We start from the raw sequence: 18,617 nt of genomic DNA on the forward strand, positions 1-18,617 counted from the left end.
GTTACAGGGTCGAACGGTTGTCATACGGGCAGATGACCGCCGGAGAATCCCGGCGTCTCGACCACGGTCCGGACGACGACCGCGATGCGGTCCGGCGGGGTCCACTTGCTGGTGTCGGCGTTCGGCATCGCGGCCCGGTTCGCCGGGGTGTCGATGGTGCCGGGGACGATGGTGTTCACCCGGATGCCGTCACGTGCGTACTCCGCGTGCAGGGCGTCAGCGAACGCGAGCACGCCGGCCTTCGCGGTGATGTAGCCGGCCGCCCCGGAGAACGGTCGCGACGCCGCGCTGCTCGACGTACACACGACCGCGCCGCCACCGGCCGCGATCAGGTGCGGCAGCACCACCTGCGTCATCAGGTACGTCGGACGCAGGTTGAGGCGGAGCAGTTTCTCGAAGTCCTCCACCGGCGTCTCGTCGACCCGGGACCCGGAGGCGAAGCCGCCGACCAGGTTGACCAGCGCGGTCAGCGGCGCGTGCTCGTCCGCGGCGGCGAGGGCGACGACGTCCGCCGTACCGGCCGGGTCGAACGGGTCGGCGACGATCGGCTGCAGGGCCGGATCGGTGCCGAGCCGGGCCAGCGACTGCTCGGTCCGGCCCGGGACGACCACCCGCCAGCCGGCCCGCAGGAACTCCGCCGTCACCGCGACCCCGAGCGCACCGGTGCCTCCGGCAACCACCACCGTGTTGGTCATGCGAGCAGCCTAGTCCGGGGTCGCGGGAGCCCGGTCCGAGGCGTTACCGTCGGCGACTGTGCGGATTCTGATGCTGGGCGGGAACGGCTTCGTCGGACGTGCGGTGGTCGCGGACGCCCTCGAGCACGGCGCCGAGGTGACGTCCTTCAGCCGGGGACGGAGTGGTGCGGACCTGCCGCCGGCGGTCACCCAGCTGATCGGCGATCGGGACACCGGAGACTACGCCGCACTGCGGACCGGCGAGTGGGACGCGGTCGTCGACCTGAGCGGTTATCAGACCATGCACGTCGACCAGGCGATGGACGTCCTGGGCGACCGGGTCGGGCGGTACGTGTTCGTCTCGAGTCACGCGGTCTACGTCCGAGACCTGCCGGCCGGAACCGACGAGAACGCCCCGCGGCGCGAGCCGATGCGGTCGGCCGACGTCCTCACCAACGAGACCTACGGCCCGTGCAAGGTCGCCTGCGAGGACGACGTCCTGGCGCGGTACGGCGACCGCGCGACGATCGTCCGCCCGGGCCGGGTGACCGGTCCCGGCGACACCGCGAGCACGGTGCCCTACTGGGTACGACGTGGTGCCCGGGGCGGCCGGGTCGCGGTGCCGGCCAGACCGGAGCAACCGTTGCAGCTGACGGACTGCCGGGATCTCGGCCGGCTCCTGGTCCAGCTCGTCACCGATGACCGGCCGGGCGCCTTCAACGCGGTCGGCCCGTTCTCCACCCTCGCCGAGCTGATCGAGACCTCGGCCGACCTGGCCGGCACCACGGTCGACCTGGTGCGGGTGCCGATGGACGCCGTACCGCCGAGGTTCCCGTTGGTGGAGCCGGAGGCGGAGTGGGGCGAGCGGCGGCGCAACCCGGCCAAGGCGCGCGCGGCCGGCTTGCCGGTCACGCCGTTCCGGCAGACGATCGCGGACCTGATGGCGTGGGACCGGGAGCGCGGTGAGCCGCCGCTCGGGGTCGGCCTGTCACCCGAGGACGAGCGGAAGCTACTCGGGGAGGGCTAGCGTCCGGCCGGCGTCGCGGGCCGCGTTGATACTGCGGGTGAGGGTGTCGCGGAGAGCTGTGGCCTCGTCGGCGAACCCCTGGACGATCGAGGTGTCACCGGCCGGCTCGGTGCGGGCCAGGAGCTCGATGTAGCGGTCGCCGTCCTCGAGCGCGGCCTCGGCCCGGAGCGCGGCGTCGGCGGAGCGGACCCGGTCGGCGTACCGGCCGAGCAGGTCGACCTTGCGCTTGATCGCCTCCACCGAGAGCGCCAGTGCGCGGCGTTGCGGTCCGAGCACCGCCTCCAGCTCGGCCGTCTCCATCCCGCGGGCGACCTCCCGTTGCCTCGCCCGCAGCACCGTGTGCTCGCGCAGCACCTGCGCGATGTCCCACAGCTGCTCGGGCAGGACCAGGTCGTTCTGCACGTCGTCGAGCAGTCCGCGCCGGGTGACCGTTGCCTCGAGCACCGTTTTCACCGCGCGCTGGGCCCGGCCGAGCAGCCGGCCGGCGTCCTCGTCGAAGTCCTCCGGCAGCAGGTACTTCCCGTGCTCGAGCCGGACCGCCTTGTGACCGCGGTCCTCGACCCCGGTCCGGACCAGGACGCCGACGGTGGCGACGGCCGCGATCCCGGCCAGGACCACCGCCGACCACGCGGCCACGTCGGCCGGCAGGGTCGCCGCCATGACGATCAGCGCCAGGATCCAGCCACCGACGCAGACCGCGAGCCACACCAGCAACTGGCCGAGCGTGTTCCCGGGAGCGATCGACCAGGACGTCTCGCGCTTCGGCTTCGGCCTCCCGGCCGGCACGAACAGGTCCGGCCTGGTGCCGTACAGCCGCCGTACCCGGGCCGGAACGTCGGGTGCGAACACCGGCTCCATCGGCACCTCCACGGCGGTCGACACTGTCCGCACTCAGCGTAGCCGGGAGAGTTTCACTTCGAGGCCGTCGAGAACCAGTTCGAGACCGAACCCGAACAGTCGATCCAGGTCGTAGTCGAAGTCGAAACCGCCCTGGAACACCGCCCGGAAGCCGGCCAGGTCCTCGAGGTTGATGACGGCCGTGATCGGGCCCATGTGCTCGTCGGCCCACTCGTCGGCGGTCATCCCGGTGTCCTGCTCGGCCTGGACCTCGGCCTCCATCGCCAGCGCGATCCCGCGGACGTACGCGAACACGGTGATCGCCGTGTAGAGCGCCGTACTGCCGTCGAGCCCGAACGGACCGAGCGCCCGCAGGACGGCGTCCGTGTGCGGCAACAGGTTGGGCAGAGCCTGCGGACGGCTCAGACTGACCGCACTCGCCAGCCACAGGTGCCGCCGGTACGCCGCCCACTGCAGCCGGGCGACCGCCTCGATCGCCGCCCGCCAGTTCGCGGCCGGCTGCTTCGGGACGGGGAACTCGCCGATGGCGACGTCGACCATCCGCAGGACGAGCGCCTCCTTGCCGCCGACGTACCGGTAGAGCGCCATCGTCGACACCCCGAGGTCGGCCGCGATCCGTCGCATCGACACCGCCGCCAGCCCTTCGGCGTCCGCGATCGCGATCGCGATCCGGATCACCTCGTCCCGGTTGAGCTCGGGCACCTGCCGGGCCGGTCGCCCTCCCGGCCTCGCCCGCGGCGGCCCGACGACGGTGCCGACACCGGGCCGGGCCTCGACCAGATCTTCCTGCTGAAGCACCTGAAGCGCTTTCGTCGCGGTCGCCATCGCCACCCCGAACTCCCGGACCAGCGTCCGGGTCGACGGCACCCGGTCGCCTGGTGCCAGCTCGCCCGCCGCGATCCGGCGGCGCAGCTCAGCCGCGATCACCTGGTACGGCGCGTCCGCCATCGAGCCCTCCTGCACTAGTGCACTTGCGCCCCTGCATTGGACTTGCCGGGCAGTGCGCTTCACGGTGTACGTGTACAGCGTACGTGCACTAGCTCAGCGAGAGGAAACCACCGATGACGAAGAGCGTGCTGATCTCCGGCGGCGGGATCGCCGGCCCGGCCCTGGCCTACTGGCTGCGGCGGCACGGGTTCACCCCGACGGTCGTCGAGATCGCGCCGGCGCCCCGGCCGGGCGGACAGACCGTGGACCTGCGCGGCATCTCCCGGGTGGTGGCCGACCGGATGGGCCTGATACCGGCGATCAGGACGGCGCAGCTGCACGAGCGCGGCCTGGCCTACGTCCGGTCCGACGGCCGGACCGTCGCCGCGATGCCGACCGAACTGCTCGACGGCGCCGGCCCGGTCGCCGACGTCGAGATCCTCCGCGGCGACCTGGCCGGCATCCTGCTCGACGCGACCGCCGGCGACGTCGAATACCGGTACGGCGACGCGGTGACCGCGCTCGACCAGGACACGACCGGCGTCGACGTCACGTTCGCGAGCGGGCTGCGGCGACGGTTCGACCTGGTGGTCGGCGCGGACGGGGTGCACTCCCGGATCCGGCGGCTCGCGTTCGGTCCGGAGGAGGAGTTCGTCCAGCATCTCGGCGGCTACGGGTCGTTCTTCACCGTCGAGACGCCCGAGCCACTGGACCACTGGATGAAGATCTACTCGGCTCCCGGTGGTCGCTGGGTCGGGCTCCGGCCGGACCACGACCCGACGTACGCCAAGGCGCTGCTGAGCTTCCGCTCCCCGGTCCTCGACTACGACCGGCATGACGTCGCGGCCCTGAAGGCACTGCTGGCCGAGCGATTCACGGGACTCGGCTGGCACACCGGCCACGTCCTCGCGGCCCTGCGCGACGCGGACGACTTCTACTTCGACAGCACCAGCCGGGTCGTCGTCCCCGAGTGGTCCCGCGGCCGGGTCGTGCTCGTCGGTGACGCCGGGTACTGCGGTTCCCCGCTGGCCGGCCACGGGACCGCGCTCGCCCTGGTTGGTGCGTACGTCCTCGCCGGCGAGCTGGCCGCCGCGGACGGCGATCACCTGCGCGCCTTCCCGGCGTACCAGGGCGAGCTGCAGGCGTACGTCGACCAGCGGATGGAACTGCCTCCGGGCGGACTGAAGATGGCGATGCCGATGACTGCCGCCGGTATCTCGGTGCGCAACGCGCAGATCCGCCTCATGACCTCGCGTCCGTTCGCCGGCGTGCTGAAGAAGCTGGCGGCTGCCGGGCCGGACCGGATCGCGTTGAAGGACTACTCAGTCGAGGGGGGAGACCCAGTCGGGGTTGCGGCCGAGGAGGCCGAGTAGCTGGTCGAAGTCGGAGGCGTCGCCGGGGACCTTGACGCTGCGCTCGAACGCGGCGCCGGGGCCCCGGACCGCGTCGGTGTCCGGGATCCGGCGGGCCAGCGCGAACGCCTGCTCGACCAGGTCCGGCGGCGGCTCGTACGGGACGTCGATCGCCCGGGCCAGGTCCCAGGCGTGCACCACGCAGTCGAGCTGGTGGAAGGTGAGCGCGATCCGGCGCGGGAACGAGCCGAACTCGCGGACCTCCATTAGCCGGTCCAGCGCGCCGCCGTCGGCGAACGCGTCCGCGACCCGCGCGTTCGACCGCCGGTAGGCCCCGGACGGGTGGTCCCCGAGGCGGCCGCCGTTCCAGGCCTGTACCGGGGCCGACCCGTTCAGGGCCGCGGCCGCGAAGCCCTCGTTCTCGCTGACGATGTGGCGGAGCAGACCGCGGACGGTCCAGTCCGGGCAGGGGGTCGGGAACCACAGGTGCTCCGGCCGCACCTGCATGACGACCTCTCCGAGCACCGCGCCGGCCCTACGATCCAGATCCCGGATGTCCATCCGCGCTCCTCCCGTCGGCTGCCCCAGCCGAGCATAGGCGGCCGGGGCTGGTTTGGGCAGGGACCTGGTTCAGCACAAGGGACATCCCGCGTGGCGCGTGAGATGATGCGGCGATGGGCTTCCAGATGACCGGCCTGCCGGATGCCGACCGTGTTCTCGACGAGTACCCGTTCGCCGTCGTCCTCGGGATGATGCTCGACCAGCAGTACGGGATGGAGCACGCCTTCCGCGGCGGCTGGAAGGTGCTCAGCCGCTTCGGCACCCTCGATCCGGCCGCGATCGCGGCCGCCGAGCCGGAGGCGTTCAAGGCGCTGTGCTCCCAGCCCCCGGCGATCCACCGGTTCCCCGGCTCGATGGCGGCCCGCCTGCAGGAGCTCGCCGCCCTGGTCGAGACCCGGTACGACGGTGACGTCACCCGGCTGTGGACCGAGCCGACCACCGGCAAGGAGCTGTCCAAGCGCGTGCAGGAGCTGCCCGGCTTCGGCAAGCAGAAGGCCCAGATCTTCGTCGCCCTGCTGGCCAAGCAGCTCGGCGTCCGGCCCGAGGGCTGGGAGGCGGTCGCCGGTGACTACGCGCTGGACGGCTACCGGTCCGTGGCCGACGTCGTGGACGCCGACTCGCTGACCAAGGTCCGCGAGTACAAGCAGGCCAAGAAGGCGGCCGCGAAGGCGCCGGCCGGCTGATCAGCGGCCCGGGACGCGAGTCCGCCAGAGCAGGTAGACGAAGTACGGCGCTCCGATCAGGGCCGTCAGCAGCCCCGCGGGGATCTGTGCGGGCGCCAGCAGCGTGCGACCGAGGCTGTCCGCGACGCTGACCAGGATCGCGCCGAGCAGCGCGGCCACCGGCAGGATCCGCGTATGCCGGCCGCCCACGAGCGCCCGGGCGGCATGCGGAGCCACCAGCCCGACGAACCCGACCACACCGATCGCGGACACGGCCGCTGCCGTCAGCAACGCCGCGCAGAGCAACGCCAGCAGCCGGGTGCGCTCCAGCCGTACGCCGAGGATCCGCGGTACGTCGTCGTCCAGCGCCAGCAGATCGAGTTCGCGCCGGGCGTGCACGATCACCGGGGTCAGCACGAGCAGCGCGAGCGTGACCGGCACGACCTGCGGCAAGGTGCGGCCGTACGTGCTGCCGGACAGCCACGTCATCGCCAGGCTGATGTTCCACGGGTCGGTGGCGACGATCAGCAGCGTGATGACCGCGGTCGCACCGGACGAGACCCCGACCCCGATCAGCACCAGCCGGTCGGAGCTGAGACCACCCCGCCAGGACACCAGGTAGACCAGCGCGAACGTCGCCAGCGCGGCCGCCGCGGCGACCCCGGACAGCAGCCAGATGCTTGCTGCCGGCAACAGGACGAGCGTGATCACCGCGCCCACACCGGCACCGCCGGTGATGCCGAGGATCCCCGGCTCCGCCAACGGGTTCCGGCAGACCGCCTGGACCGTCGTACCCGCGATCGCGAGAGCCGCGCCGCACAGCACGGCGGACAGCACCCGCGGGAACCGCTGATCGAGGACGTAGGTGATCGCCCGGCCGGAGCGACCGTTGATCCAGTTGACGACGTCCCCGGTCCGCAGGAAGGCGTCACCGGCCAGCATCGCGAGCAACCCGGCGACGACCAGCAGTACGACGAGCACCACCGTGACGAGCACGAACGTCCGCCGGCTCCGCAGCCCAGAGCTGGCGCCACCCGGCGTGCGGCTCGGCCCGGAATCCCGGTACCGCCGCGCCAGCCACACCAGCACGACCGCACCGACCATCATCGTCATCACACCGGTCGGGATCTCCACCCCGGCCTGACCACCGAGCAGGGCCCGGAGTACGACGTCCGCGGCCAGAACGACCAGGACGCCGGCCAGTCCGCTCAGCGGAAGCAGGACGCGGTGCCGCAGCAGCCCCGGCACCAGTGGAGCGATCAACCGGACCAGGACCGGCGCGACCAGGCCGACGAAACCGACCGGACCGGCCACCGTGACCGCGGCGGCCGACAACAGCACGGTCAGCAGCGTGATCAGCACACGCACCCGCCGTACATGCACCCCCAGCACCGATGCGGTGTCGTCGCCGAGGGCGAGGATGTCGAGCTTGGGGGCGAGCAGCAGCGCGCCGAGGATGCCGACGGCGACGATCGGGGTCATCTGGGTGACCGCGTTCAGGTCGGTCTGGACGAGCGTGCCCGCACCCCAGGCGAACGTCCCGACCGTCTCCTCGCGGTAGAGGAGCAGCAGCAGCGTGGTCACGCCGGCCAGCGCCATCGCGACCGCCGAGCCGGCCAGGATCAGCCGGGTCGGCCCGGACGAACCGCCGGCCGACAGCGCGAGCACCAGCGCGGCCGCTGCCAGCCCGCCGAGGAAGGCGACTCCCCCGGCGGGCAGCACCGGCAGCGAAACCCCGAACGCGGCCACGACCACGACCGCGAGATACGCCCCGGCGTTGACCCCCAACGTGTCCGGCGAGGCGAGTGGGTTCCGTGCCAGCGACTGCAGCCCGGCGCCCGCGAACCCGAGCGCCACGCCGACCAGTACGCCGGCCAGCAGCCGCGGCAGCCGGGACGCGATCAGCACGTTCGCCGAGTTGTCCGTGCCCTGGCCGACCAGCAGGCGGAGCAGGTCGCCGGCGTTCACCGACGACGTGCCCTGGGTGAGGTGAACAGCGGCCAGGAGGACGACCGCCACCGTGGCGAGGACGAAGACGGTCGCCACCCGGAGTCGCCGTACCGGCTGCTGCAGGGCCTCCGGGACCTGGAGCTCAGGTCCCGGGGCGGTCACCTGGGTCAAGAGGTGACTGCCTGGACGGCCGCGTCGATGAACTGCTCGGTGGACTTCGGACCGCCGAACATCCAGATGCCGTCGGGCAGCCGGTGGGTGTCGTCGGCCTTCACGAACGGCAGGTTCTTCCAGATCGCGTTCTTGGCCAGGTCGCCGCCGAACACGTCCCCGCCGTCGGCGTCGTTGGCGATGTAGAGGAAGTTGCCGTTCGGCACCTTGGTCAGGCCCTCGAGGTCGGTCTGGGCCAGGCCGTAGTCCTTGTCACCGGCGCCGGTCCAGCCGTTCTTCAGGCCCAGCTCGGTCATCACCGCGCCGAGCAGCGAACCGGTGGTGTACATCCGGATCGAGATCGTGCTGCCCTGCTTGTAGCCGTCGGACATGGTGAAGCTCTCGCCGGCCTTGCCCGCGTCGGCGATCTTCTGCTTGGCCTCGGCCACCTTCTTGTCGAAGTCCGCGTTGATCTGCTTGGCCTGGTCGGCCTTGCCGATCGCGCTGCCGATCAGCTCCAGGTTGGTCTTCATCTGCGGGATCGCGTTGGCCGCGTCCGCGCCCCGGATGACCAGCACCGGCGCGATCTTCTCGAACTGGGTGATCGAGTTCGGCGACTCGTCGGTGGTGGTGATGATCAGCTCGGGGCCGAGCGCGGCGATCGCGTCCACGCTGGACTCGCCGCGGGTGCCGACGTCCTTCGCGGAGCCGTCCAGCTTGGCCGCGGTGACCCAGTTCGTGTAGCCCTTGACGTCGGCGACGCCGACCGGCATCACCCCGAGGGTGATCAGGTTCTCGATCGCACCCCACTCCAGGCCGACGACCTTGGTGGCCGGTGCCTTCAGGTCGATCTTCTTGCCACGCGCGTCGGTGACCGAGACCGGCTGGGCGGTGGTCTGCGCACCGGCTTCGGTGGTGGCGGGCTCGCTCGTCCCACAGGCCGTCAGCACGAACGCGGCGGCAGCGAGCAGGGCGGTGATTCTCTTCATTGGTCGACTTTCAGATAGTGGTGGTGACGCGGCTCAGGTGTTTGCCGATAGGGCGGGTGGAGACGAGGCCGGTGGCGGGGTCGGTGCCGACCTCGATGCGGATGCCGTAGGTCTCGGTCAGCGCCTCGGACTCGAGCACCTCCTCCGGCGTCCCGGTCGCGCGGACCCGCCCCCGGTCGAGCAGGGCGATCCGGTCCGCGACGGCGGCGGCCTGGTTCAGGTCGTGCAGGACGACGCCGACCGCCACCCCGTGCACGTCGGCGAGCTCGCGCATCAGGTCGAGGATCTCGATCTGGTAGCGCAGGTCCAGGAAGGTGGTCGGTTCGTCGAGCAGCAGGACGCCGGTGTCCTGGGCCAGACAGGTCGCGAGCCAGACGCGTTGCAGTTCGCCGCCGGACAGCTCGTCGACCGCACGGTCCGCCATCGCGGTGACCCCGGTGACCTCCATCGCGTGGTCGATCGCGCGTACGCCGTCCGGGTCGTCGGTCCGCCAGCGGCCGCGGTGCGGGTGCCGGCCGTAGCCGACGACGTCGCGCACGCTCACCCCATTGGGCGTCGGACGCGACTGCGACAGCAGGGTGACCTTGCGGGCGAAGTCCTTGGCGGACAGGTCGAGCGCACTCGTGCCGTCCGGGAAGGTGATCCGGCCGCCGTCGGGGTGATGAAGCCGCGCCAGCGCGCGCAGCAACGTCGACTTGCCGCTACCGTTCGGCCCGACCAGCGCGGTGACGCCGGCGGCCTCGATCCGCAACGAGGCGCCGTCGACCACCAGCGTGCCGTGATACCCCAGGCGCAGGTCGTCGCCCGCGAGCCCCACCAAGTGCTGCATGCAGCAGAGGATAGCCTTACCTAATTGAACTGTCAGCTTCGCGTTCTGTCCGTGGACCGGATCAGAGCGTGAGCGCCAGCCGGGTGGCCTGGTCGATGGCGCGCTTCGCGTCGAGTTCGGCGGCGACGTCGGCACCACCGATCAGGTGGACCGGGCGTCCGGTCGCGCGGAGTGCGTCGGCGAGGTCGCGGACCGGCTCCTGACCGGCGCAGACGACGATGGTCTCGACGTCCAGGACGCGCGCATTCGCCCGCTTCGGGCCGAAGGTCAGGTGCAGGCCGGCGTCGTCGATGCGCTCGTAGTTGACCCCGCGCAACTGCTCGACCTGCTTGTTCTTGAGGGCGGCCCGGTGCACCCAACCGGTGGTCTTGCCGAGGCCGGTCCCGATCTTGCCGGTCTTGCGCTGCAGCAGGTAGACCTGTCGCGGCGACGGCTCCGGACGGGGTGTGGTGAGGGCACCGGGGGCGAGTGTCGGATCCGTCACACCCCACTCCGCCTTCCACGCGGCCAAGTCCAGCGTGGGGGACGACTCGGTGGTCAGGAACTCGCTGACGTCGACGCCGATCCCGCCCGCGCCGATCACCGCGACCGTGCGGCCGACCGGTCTGCGGTCGCGGACGACGTCGACGTACGAGAGGACCTTCGGGTGGTCGATGCCGGGGATCGCCGGGACGCGCGGTACGACGCCGGAGGCGAGCACGATCTCGTCGAATCCGGCCAGGTCCTCGACGGTCGCGCGCCGGCCGAGGTGCAGTTTCACGCCGGTCAGCTCGAGCCGGCGCCGGTAGTACCGGATCGTCTCGGCGAACTCCTCCTTGCCCGGGATCCGCTGCGCGATCCCGAACTGCCCGCCGATCTCGTCCGCCGCCTCGAACAGCTCCACCGCGTGCCCTCGCTCAGCCGCTGTCACCGCCGCGGCCAGCCCGGCCGGTCCCGCCCCGACGACCGCGAGGTTCTTGGTACGGCGGGTCGGCAGCAACCGCAGCTCGGTCTCACGGGCCGCTCGCGGGTTGACCATGCAGCTGGCCGTCCGCTTGGCGAACACGTGGTCCAGGCAGGCCTGGTTGCAGGCGATGCAGACGTTGATCTCGTCGGCCCGGCCGCTGGTTGCCTTGAGCACCCAGTCCGGATCGGCCAGGAACGGCCGGGCCATGCTGACCAGGTCGGCGTCACCGCGGGCGAGCACCTCCTCGGCGACCTGCGGCAGGTTGATCCGGTTGGAGGTCACCACCGGGATGCTCACGTGCGGGCGGAACGCGGCGGTCACGAACGTGAACGCCGCGCGCGGAACCGAGGTGACGATGGTCGGCACCCGCGCCTCGTGCCAGCCGATCCCGGTGTTGATCATCGACGCCCCGGCCGCCTCGATCTCCTTGCCCAGCGCAACGACCTCGTCCCAGGTCTGGCCGCCCTCGACCAGGTCGGCCATCGACAGCCGGTAGATCACGATGAAGTCGGCACCGACGCGCTCCCGGGTCCGCCGGACGATCTCGACCGCGAGCCGGCGCCGGTTCTCCGGGGTGCCGCCCCAGCGGTCGGTCCGCTGATTCGTCCGCCCGGACAGGAATTGGTTGATGAAGTAGCCCTCGGACCCCATGATCTCGACCCCGTCGTACCCGGCCTCGCGGGCCAGCGCCGCGCAGTCGACGTACGCCGAGATCTGCCGCCGTACGCCGCGATCGGTCAGGGCCCGTGGCTTGAACGGGTTGATGGGCGCCTTGATCGCCGACGCGGACACGCTGAACGGGTGGTACGCGTACCGGCCGGCGTGCAGGATCTGCAGCGCGATCCGGCCGCCCTCGGCGTGCACCGCGTCGGTGACGATCCGGTGCCTGCGGGCCTGCCGGCGGCTCGTCAACCGGGAGCCGAAGGGGGTGAGCCGGCCGGCGCGGTTCGGTGCGTAGCCGCCGGTCACCATCAGGCCGACGCCGCCGCGGGCCCGCTCGGCGAAGTACGCGGCCAGCTTCGGGAGGTCCTTCGCACGGTCCTCCAGCCCGGTGTGCATCGAGCCCATGATCACCCGGTTCGGCAGCACGACATGGCCGAGGTCGAGCGGTTCCAGCAGATGCGGATATGGACTCATCCACGTCCTCGCTTCGCTCCGGGCGCGGATGAGGCACCAGACGGACTGTGCTTTTTGATGACTTCGCTCCGCTCAGTCATGACTTGTCCTTCCGCAGGGCGTCGATCACTTCGTCGCACCACTCCACGAACGACTTCTCGGCCCGGATGCCGCCGCGGAGGACGAGGTACTGGTGCAGATCCCGGCCGGTCAGGGCGGCCGGCTTCGGGAAGTCGCGTCGCTGGATCCCGCGGTACACCTCGAGCCGGGTCGCGTGCTCGGCCCGGTGCCGCTCGACCTCCCGGAGTACGACGCCCGGATCGCCGAGCGAGGCACCGCGCAACTTCACCCCGAGCCCGTCCCGCAGGACCGCGGGATCCTCCGGCTCGGCCAGCCACCGGGTCAGCTCCGCCTTGCCGGCCGCGGACACCCGGTACACCTTCTTGTCCGGCCGCCCGTCCTGGGCGACCTCGGTGTGCCGGACCCAGCCGGCCTCGTCCATCCGGCGCAGCACCCGGTAGATCTGCTGGTGGGTGGCCGGCCAGAAGTAGCCGATCGAGCGGTCGAAACGCCGGGCCAGCTCGTAGCCGGACCCGGCCCGCTCGGTCAGCGAGACCAGGATCGCGTGCTCCAGCGCCATACCCGGCAGCCTAGCTATGCAACTGGTTGCAGTGCACCTGATTGCATCCCATGTCACACCGCCCGAGGGCGAACGGACAGAGGAGAGGAGGCCGGAATCACAGCGCCGGGGGCGGCGTTGATCCAGGAGAATGGTTGCAGACGCCACCTATGACGGGATCGAGGAACCATGGACCAGCAGGCCCACCCGACCAGGACGACGTTGCCCGGGATCGGCACCCGGTACGACCTGATCACCGAGGGTGGCAAGCACGTCTCGATCGTCGTGCACAACGACGGCCGACGGTTCCTCGGCTTCCACGATCCCGACGACGACGACAACTGCAAGGACTCGGTGCCGCTGGATCCCGGGGAGGCGTCCGCGCTCGCCCAGTTGCTGATCCCGGCCCCGCTCGACCCGGTCCGCGGCGAGATCGAGATCGATCTGGTCACCGAGCACATCCCGGTCACGGCCAAGTCGCCGTACTCCGGCCGCACGCTCGGTGACACCCAGGTCCGCACCCGGACCGGCGCGTCCATCGTCGCGGTGCTGCGCCGGACCGGCGCGACCCCGTCGCCGACCCCGGACTTCCGGTTCGCCACCGGCGACACCCTCGTGGTCGTCGGCACCCGCGAAGGCGTCGCCGCGGTGTACGACCTGATCCTGGGAGGGTGAGGTGCACGGCGACACGACCGCCCTGCTGATCGAGTTGGGCGCGGTCATCCTTGCCCTCGGCATCCTCGGCCGGATCGCCTCCCGCTTCGGGATCTCGCCGATCCCGCTCTACCTGCTGGCCGGCCTCGCCTTCGGCCACGGTGGGCTGCTGCCGCTCGCGGCCAGCGAGGAGTTCGTCGCCACCGGCGCCGAGATCGGCGTGATCCTGCTGCTGTTGCTGCTCGGCCTGGAGTACACCGCGTCCGACCTGGTCGGCACGCTGAAGACGCAGTACCTCTCGGGCGTCGTGGACTTCCTGCTGAACGCCCTGCCCGGCGCGGCCGTCGCGCTGCTGCTCGGCTGGGGCCCGGTCGCCGCGGTCGCGCTGGCCGGGGTTACCTGGATCTCGTCGTCGGGCGTGATCGCCAAGGTGGTCGGCGACCTCGGCCGGCTCGGTAACCGCGAGACCCCGGTCGTGCTGGGGGTCCTCGTCCTCGAGGACCTGTCGATGGCGGTCTACCTGCCGATCCTGACCACGCTGCTGGCCGGTGTCGGGCTCGCGGGCGGCAGCATCGCGTTGCTGATCGCGCTCGGCACCGTGAGCATCGTCCTGTTCGTCGCCCTGCGCTACGGCCGGGTGATCAGCCGCGCGGTGTCCTCCGACAACCCGGAGATGCTGCTGCTGGTCGTCCTCGGGCTGACACTGCTGGTCGCCGGCATCGCCCAGCAGTTGCAGGTGTCGGCCGCGGTCGGCGCGTTCCTGGTCGGGATCGCGCTGTCGGGTGAGGTCGCGCACGGCGCGCGGAACCTGCTCAGCCCGATGCGGGACCTGTTCGCCGCGGTGTTCTTCGTCTTCTTCGGGCTCAGCACGGATCCGCGCGACATCCCGCCGGTGCTCGCGATCGCGCTCGGGCTCGCGCTGCTGACCGCGGGCACCAAGATCGCCACCGGCTGGTACGCCGCCCGCCGGGCCGGCGTGGGCACGGCCGGCCGCTGGCGGGCCGGCGGCACCCTGGTCGCCCGCGGCGAGTTCTCGATCGTCATCGCCGGGCTCGCGGTCGCGGTCGAACCACGGATCGGCCCGCTCGCGACGGCGTACGTCCTGATCCTGGTCATCCTCGGCCCGATCGCCGCCCGCTACACCGAGCCCATCGCCCGCCGCCTCACCACCCGCAAGCAAACCCCCGCCGCCCCACCCGCCGCCGAACGCCTCGACGACCCAGCCAACACCCCTACCTGAAGCGCCGGGGGTTGGTGACGTCAGCGGGCACGCATGTTCTGTGCCGCTTGGACGACTGTTTGCTCGACGCGCTTCGTGCGGGTTTCGGGGCGCTTGGCGAGGGTGATCCACTCGAGGATCGCCCGGCGGGCGGACGGCGGGAAGGCCTGGAAGTGCTGGTCCGCCGGTGGGTTCGCGGCCAGGGCCGACGCGAGGTCGGCGGGGACGATCAGGTTCTGCGCGTCGGCGAGCAGGTCCCACGTGCCGGTGCGTTTGGCCAGGTCGACGAGCTCCTGGCCGGCCGGGTCCATCAGGCCGGCCGCGGTCAGCCGCTCGATCCGCTCTCGGTTGACCTTGCTCCACGTGCTGCGCGGATTCCGCGGCGTGAAGCACTGGTACGTCGACGTGTCGTCCCGCCTCACGGTCTTGCTGTCGATCCACCCGAAGCACAGCGCGTGCTCGACCGCCTCGGTCAGGCTCGGTCCGGCCGGATCGCGGCGGACGATCAGCCAGACGGATCGCTCGACCCGCCCGTTGGCCGCCAGCCAGGCCCGCCAGTCGTCCACCGTCAGGTCCAGCGCGACCTCATCTGTGCTCATGAGAACAGCATGCGCCCGATAAGTGCTCACCGAATGAGCACTTAACTCAGAAGAGTGCGTCCCCGCGCTCGTGGTCCAGCAGCGCCTGCTTGCGCTCGAGACCGCCGCCGTACCCGGTCAGGCTGCCGGTCGAGCCGACGACGCGGTGGCAGGGGACGATGATGCTGATCGGGTTCTTGCCGTTCGCGAGGCCGACCGCCCGCGATGCGCCCGGGACCAGGCCGAGCGTCCGGGCGAGCTCGCCGTACGTCGTCGTCTCGCCGTACGGGATGTCCCGCAGCGCCGTCCACACCCGCTGCTGGAACGGCGTCCCGGCCAGGTGCAGCGGTACGTCGAACGTCGTCCGCCCGTGCTCGAAGTACTCGGTCAACTGCTCGGCGACCGCGGGCAGGACGGAGTCGTCGCGGTCGCCGAAGGTCTCCATCGGCGGGCGGTGCCGATGCTGGTCCATGTAGACGCCGGCCAGGCTGTGGTCCTTCTCGACCAGCGTGAGCGGGCCGAGCGGGCTGTCCACCACGGTGTACGTCACCGCGTCGACTCCCACTGCGCCCGGTCGATCCGGTAGAGGACGTGCCGTTGCAGCCGGTGCCCGTCCGGCAGGCGCGGGTGGTCGAAGTCGCCGGCCGCGTCGTGGATCATCCCGATCCGCTGCATCACCCGCTGGGACGGCACGTTGGTGGTCGCGGTGAACGAGACGATCTCGTCCAGCCCGGCCGGACCGAACCCGTGGGCCAGCGCCGCCCGGGCCGCCTCGGTCGCATAGCCGTTGCCCCAGGCACCTTTCGCCAGCCGCCAGCCGATCTCGACCGTGGGCATGAAGTGCGCCTCGAAGCGCGGCACCGCCAACCCGGTGAACCCGATGAACTCCCCGGTGTCGCGCACCTCCAACGCCCACAGGCCCCAGCCGGCCGCCTCGATCTGCTCGCTCGCCCGATCGACCATCGCATCGCTGTCCGCGCGAGACTGCACCGCGGGGAAGTGCTCCATCACCACCGGGTCGGCGTTCATCGCGGCCCACGGCTCACGGTCGGAGTCGCGCCACTGGCGCAGCAGCAGGCGGTCGGTGGACAGGTCGGTCATGCGCTCTCCGCGGTGGCTGGTACGACGGGTGGAATCGTGTTGATCGCGTGGTCGCCGGTGGCCCACAGGTACTGCACGGCGTACGCCCGCCACGGGCGCCAGGCCCGCGCGTGCGCGATCAAGGGCTTGGGGGCCTCGGGCAACCCTAGGCCACGGGCGGCGTAGCGGATGCCGAGATCGCTGGCCACGAACGCGTCCGGGTCACCGAGCGCCCGCATCGCGATCGACTCGACCGTCCACGGACCGATCCCCGGCAACGCGGCCAACTGCGTGCGGGCCCGGTCCCAGTCGCTGCCCGCACCGAGGTCGATCTCGCCGGCGGCCAGCGTGCCGATCAGCGTCGTCAACGTCGTACGACGCGACTTCGGGAACGCCAGCGTCTCCGGGTCGAGCCCGGCCAGCGCCTGCATCGTCGGGAACAGGTGCGTCAGTCCGCCGGCCGGATCGTCGATCGGCTCGCCGTGCCGGACCACGAGCCGGTGCGCGTGCGTCCGCGCGGCCGCCGTCGACACCTGCTGCCCGAGCACGGCCCGGACGGCGAACTCCTCGCCGTCGACCGTGTGCGGGACCCGGCGACCGGGCGCCTTGGCGATCAGCGGCGCGAGCACCGGATCGCTGCTCAGCAACTCGTCGACCGCGACCGGGTCGGCGTCGAGGTCGAGCATCCGGCGGCACCGGCTGATCGCGATCGCCAGGTCTCGCTGGTCGGTGAGGGACAACTGGCAGGCAATGTGGTCCGGCATCGGCTTCAACGCGACCACACCATGGCCGTGCGGGAGCCGGAGCGTCCGGCGGTAGTGGCCGTCACGCCACTCCTCGACACCTGGCACCCCGGTCGCGATCAGGTGCCCGAACAGGTTGTCCGGCGTCAACGGCGCCCGGAACGGGAGTCGCAGCGAGATCGTGCCCGGTGCGGTGGTCGTCGTACCTCGTCGGGCTCGGGCGCGCAGCTCGGTCGGCGCGAGAGCGAACACTTCCTGCACTGTCTCGTTGAAGGTGCGCACGCTGGAGAAGCCGGCCGCGAACGCGATGTCGGCCATCTGCAGGTCACTGGTCTCGATCAGCAGCCGCGCGGTCTGCGCACGTTGTGCCCGGGCGAGGGCGAGCGGACCGGCGCCGAGCTCGGCCTGGAGCTGACGCTGCACCTGCCGCACGCTGTAGCCGAGCTGGGCCGCAAGTCCTGGTACGCCGTCGCGGTCGACGACCCCGTCCGCGATCAGCCGCATCGCCCGGGCGACCAGGTCGGCGCGGTCGTTCCACTCCGGCGACCCGGGGCTGGCGTCCGGCCGGCACCGCTTGCACGCGCGGAACCCGGCCTGCTGGGCAGCCGCGGCGCTCGGGTAGAACACCATGTTCTCGACCTTGGGCGGCACCACCGGGCAGCTCGGCCGGCAGTAGATCCGGGTCGTCAGCACGGCGGTGAAGAACCACCCGTCGAAGCGCGCGTCCTTCGACTGGACCGCGCGGACGCACCGCTCTCTGCACTCGTACACGCCCTCCAGCATCCCTGCCGCCGCCGACAGTCTCTAGCGGTTTTACGACGTGCAGGTGTCGCGAGAAAACGACGCCAGGATCTGGGGTCGCTTTCCCGCCAGAGTCGGGGCTGCGCGCTCGGTGGACTGGAGGACATGAACGAACTGACTGACAAGTTGGCCCTGGTGACCGGTGGCAGCCGCGGCATCGGCGCGGCCACGGCGATCACCCTGGCCGAGCGCGGCGCCGACGTCGCGCTGACCTACAACAGCTCGCCCGACGCGGCGGCCAAGGTGGTGAAGGAGATCGAGACCCTCGGCCGGCGCGCCTACGCCTTGCCGGTCGACTCAGCCGACGCGAGTGCGGTGGCGGAAGGGGTCGCGCAGGCGGCCGAACGGCTCGGCGGTCTCGACATCCTGGTCAACAACGCCGGCGTCGGCGCGATCGGCCCGATGGGCGACTTCACGCTCGAGGATCTCGACCGGGTGCTCGCGGTGAACATCCGTGGCGTGTACGCCGCCGCGCAGGCCGCCGTACCCCGGATGGCCGACGGCGGCCGGCTGATCCACCTCGGCAGTTGCGCGGCCGGACGGGTGACCAGCCCGGGGATGACGCTCTACGCGATGAGCAAGGCCGCCCTGGTCGGCCTGAGCAAGGGGCTGGCCCGCGAGTTCGGGTCGCGTGGCATCACCTCGAACGTCGTCCAGCCCGGGCCGATCGACACGGACATGAACCCGGCGGACGGTCCGTTCGCGGCGGCCCAGATCGCCGACCTCGCCCTGGACCGCTTCGGCACCACCACCGAGGTCGCCGCGGCCATCGCCTACCTGGCCGGCCCGAACGCGGCATACCTCACCGGCACCGAACTAACCATCGACGGCGGCCACACAGCGTGAGCCGTCGACCTGAGCGGACGGCCTGAGCGGTCGGGC

At 71.5% G+C, this 18,617-nt stretch carries 19 protein-coding genes; 6 read left to right on the forward strand and 13 right to left on the reverse strand.

Annotated features, from left to right (window positions below):
- Positions 1–20 precede the first annotated feature (20 nt).
- Complete coding sequence (locus ACQPYZ_RS29835; protein ID WP_433161937.1) at positions 21–695, reverse strand: SDR family NAD(P)-dependent oxidoreductase; 675 nt, start codon at positions 693–695, stop codon at positions 21–23.
- 58 nt (positions 696–753) lie between these two features.
- On the opposite strand from ACQPYZ_RS29835, the gene ACQPYZ_RS29840 reads away from it, so the two are divergent.
- A complete protein-coding gene (locus ACQPYZ_RS29840; protein ID WP_433161939.1) occupies positions 754–1,701 on the forward strand; it encodes an NAD-dependent epimerase/dehydratase family protein in 948 nt (315 codons plus the stop codon).
- Here ACQPYZ_RS29840 and ACQPYZ_RS29845 read toward each other — a convergent pair.
- On the reverse strand, positions 1,684–2,583 hold the full coding sequence (locus ACQPYZ_RS29845; RefSeq protein ID WP_433161941.1) for a hypothetical protein: 900 nt from the start codon (positions 2,581–2,583) through the stop codon (positions 1,684–1,686). The genes ACQPYZ_RS29840 and ACQPYZ_RS29845 overlap by 18 nt on opposite strands.
- Before the next feature lie 9 nt (positions 2,584–2,592).
- Complete coding sequence (locus tag ACQPYZ_RS29850; RefSeq protein ID WP_433161943.1) at positions 2,593–3,507, reverse strand: GntR family transcriptional regulator; 915 nt, start codon at positions 3,505–3,507, stop codon at positions 2,593–2,595.
- Between the two features lie 113 nt (positions 3,508–3,620).
- Here ACQPYZ_RS29850 and ACQPYZ_RS29855 point away from each other — a divergent pair, with 113 nt between their 5' ends.
- Positions 3,621–4,859 (forward strand): FAD-dependent monooxygenase, encoded by a 1,239-nt coding sequence (locus tag ACQPYZ_RS29855; RefSeq protein WP_433161945.1) that lies wholly within the window; start codon positions 3,621–3,623, stop codon positions 4,857–4,859.
- Here ACQPYZ_RS29855 and ACQPYZ_RS29860 read toward each other — a convergent pair.
- Positions 4,809–5,399, reverse strand: a complete 591-nt coding sequence (locus ACQPYZ_RS29860) for a TIGR03086 family metal-binding protein (protein WP_433161947.1) — start codon at positions 5,397–5,399, stop codon at positions 4,809–4,811. The two genes, ACQPYZ_RS29855 and ACQPYZ_RS29860, sit on opposite strands and share 51 nt — an antisense overlap.
- Positions 5,400–5,512: 113 nt before the next feature.
- Here ACQPYZ_RS29860 and ACQPYZ_RS29865 point away from each other — a divergent pair, with 113 nt between their 5' ends.
- Positions 5,513–6,082 carry an HhH-GPD-type base excision DNA repair protein gene (locus tag ACQPYZ_RS29865; RefSeq protein ID WP_433161949.1) on the forward strand — a complete coding sequence of 190 codons (570 nt, stop codon included), beginning with the start codon at positions 5,513–5,515 and terminating at the stop codon, positions 6,080–6,082.
- On the opposite strand, the gene ACQPYZ_RS29870 is transcribed toward ACQPYZ_RS29865, so the two are convergent.
- The 5 genes from ACQPYZ_RS29870 to ACQPYZ_RS29890 all read right to left on the reverse strand — a co-directional run bounded on the left by ACQPYZ_RS29870 (position 6,083) and on the right by ACQPYZ_RS29890 (position 12,681).
- A complete protein-coding gene (locus ACQPYZ_RS29870) occupies positions 6,083–8,173 on the reverse strand; it encodes an iron ABC transporter permease (RefSeq protein ID WP_433169793.1) in 2,091 nt (696 codons plus the stop codon). It lies immediately after the preceding gene.
- A gap of 5 nt (positions 8,174–8,178) precedes the next feature.
- Complete coding sequence (locus tag ACQPYZ_RS29875) at positions 8,179–9,150, reverse strand: ABC transporter substrate-binding protein (RefSeq protein ID WP_433161952.1); 972 nt, start codon at positions 9,148–9,150, stop codon at positions 8,179–8,181.
- Between the two features lie 10 nt (positions 9,151–9,160).
- Positions 9,161–9,979: an ABC transporter ATP-binding protein gene (locus tag ACQPYZ_RS29880; protein ID WP_433161953.1), complete on the reverse strand. Its 819-nt coding sequence runs from the start codon at positions 9,977–9,979 to the stop codon at positions 9,161–9,163.
- A 61-nt stretch (positions 9,980–10,040) separates the two neighbouring features.
- Positions 10,041–12,062 (reverse strand): FAD-dependent oxidoreductase, encoded by a 2,022-nt coding sequence (locus tag ACQPYZ_RS29885; protein ID WP_433161954.1) that lies wholly within the window; start codon positions 12,060–12,062, stop codon positions 10,041–10,043.
- Between the two features lie 76 nt (positions 12,063–12,138).
- The gene (locus ACQPYZ_RS29890; RefSeq protein WP_433161955.1) at positions 12,139–12,681 is read right to left on the reverse strand and encodes a PadR family transcriptional regulator; all 543 of its coding nucleotides are present in this window, start codon (positions 12,679–12,681) and stop codon (positions 12,139–12,141) included.
- A gap of 168 nt (positions 12,682–12,849) precedes the next feature.
- On the opposite strand from ACQPYZ_RS29890, the gene ACQPYZ_RS29895 reads away from it, so the two are divergent.
- Positions 12,850–13,335: a cation:proton antiporter regulatory subunit gene (locus tag ACQPYZ_RS29895; RefSeq protein WP_433161956.1), complete on the forward strand. Its 486-nt coding sequence runs from the start codon at positions 12,850–12,852 to the stop codon at positions 13,333–13,335.
- 1 nt (position 13,336) lies between these two features.
- Positions 13,337–14,554, forward strand: a complete 1,218-nt coding sequence (locus tag ACQPYZ_RS29900; protein ID WP_433161958.1) for a cation:proton antiporter — start codon at positions 13,337–13,339, stop codon at positions 14,552–14,554.
- A 20-nt stretch (positions 14,555–14,574) separates the two neighbouring features.
- Here ACQPYZ_RS29900 and ACQPYZ_RS29905 read toward each other — a convergent pair whose 3' ends face one another.
- Genes ACQPYZ_RS29905 through ACQPYZ_RS29920 form a run of 4 tightly spaced genes read right to left on the reverse strand, consistent with a single transcriptional unit; the run spans position 14,575 to position 17,705 of the window.
- Positions 14,575–15,132 (reverse strand): YdeI/OmpD-associated family protein, encoded by a 558-nt coding sequence (locus tag ACQPYZ_RS29905; protein WP_433161960.1) that lies wholly within the window; start codon positions 15,130–15,132, stop codon positions 14,575–14,577.
- A gap of 46 nt (positions 15,133–15,178) precedes the next feature.
- Complete coding sequence (locus ACQPYZ_RS29910; protein WP_433161961.1) at positions 15,179–15,661, reverse strand: methylated-DNA--[protein]-cysteine S-methyltransferase; 483 nt, start codon at positions 15,659–15,661, stop codon at positions 15,179–15,181.
- Complete coding sequence (locus tag ACQPYZ_RS29915; RefSeq protein ID WP_433161963.1) at positions 15,658–16,212, reverse strand: GNAT family N-acetyltransferase; 555 nt, start codon at positions 16,210–16,212, stop codon at positions 15,658–15,660. The genes ACQPYZ_RS29910 and ACQPYZ_RS29915 overlap by 4 nt, the downstream gene beginning before the upstream one ends.
- Positions 16,209–17,705: an AlkA N-terminal domain-containing protein gene (locus ACQPYZ_RS29920; protein ID WP_433161965.1), complete on the reverse strand. Its 1,497-nt coding sequence runs from the start codon at positions 17,703–17,705 to the stop codon at positions 16,209–16,211. The genes ACQPYZ_RS29915 and ACQPYZ_RS29920 overlap by 4 nt, the downstream gene beginning before the upstream one ends.
- 135 nt (positions 17,706–17,840) lie before the next feature.
- Here ACQPYZ_RS29920 and ACQPYZ_RS29925 point away from each other — a divergent pair, with 135 nt between their 5' ends.
- Positions 17,841–18,581: an SDR family NAD(P)-dependent oxidoreductase gene (locus ACQPYZ_RS29925; protein ID WP_433161967.1), complete on the forward strand. Its 741-nt coding sequence runs from the start codon at positions 17,841–17,843 to the stop codon at positions 18,579–18,581.
- Positions 18,582–18,617 lie beyond the last annotated feature (36 nt).

The organism is Kribbella sp. CA-247076, from assembly GCF_050942445.1.
GTDB lineage: Bacteria > Actinomycetota > Actinomycetes > Propionibacteriales > Kribbellaceae > Kribbella.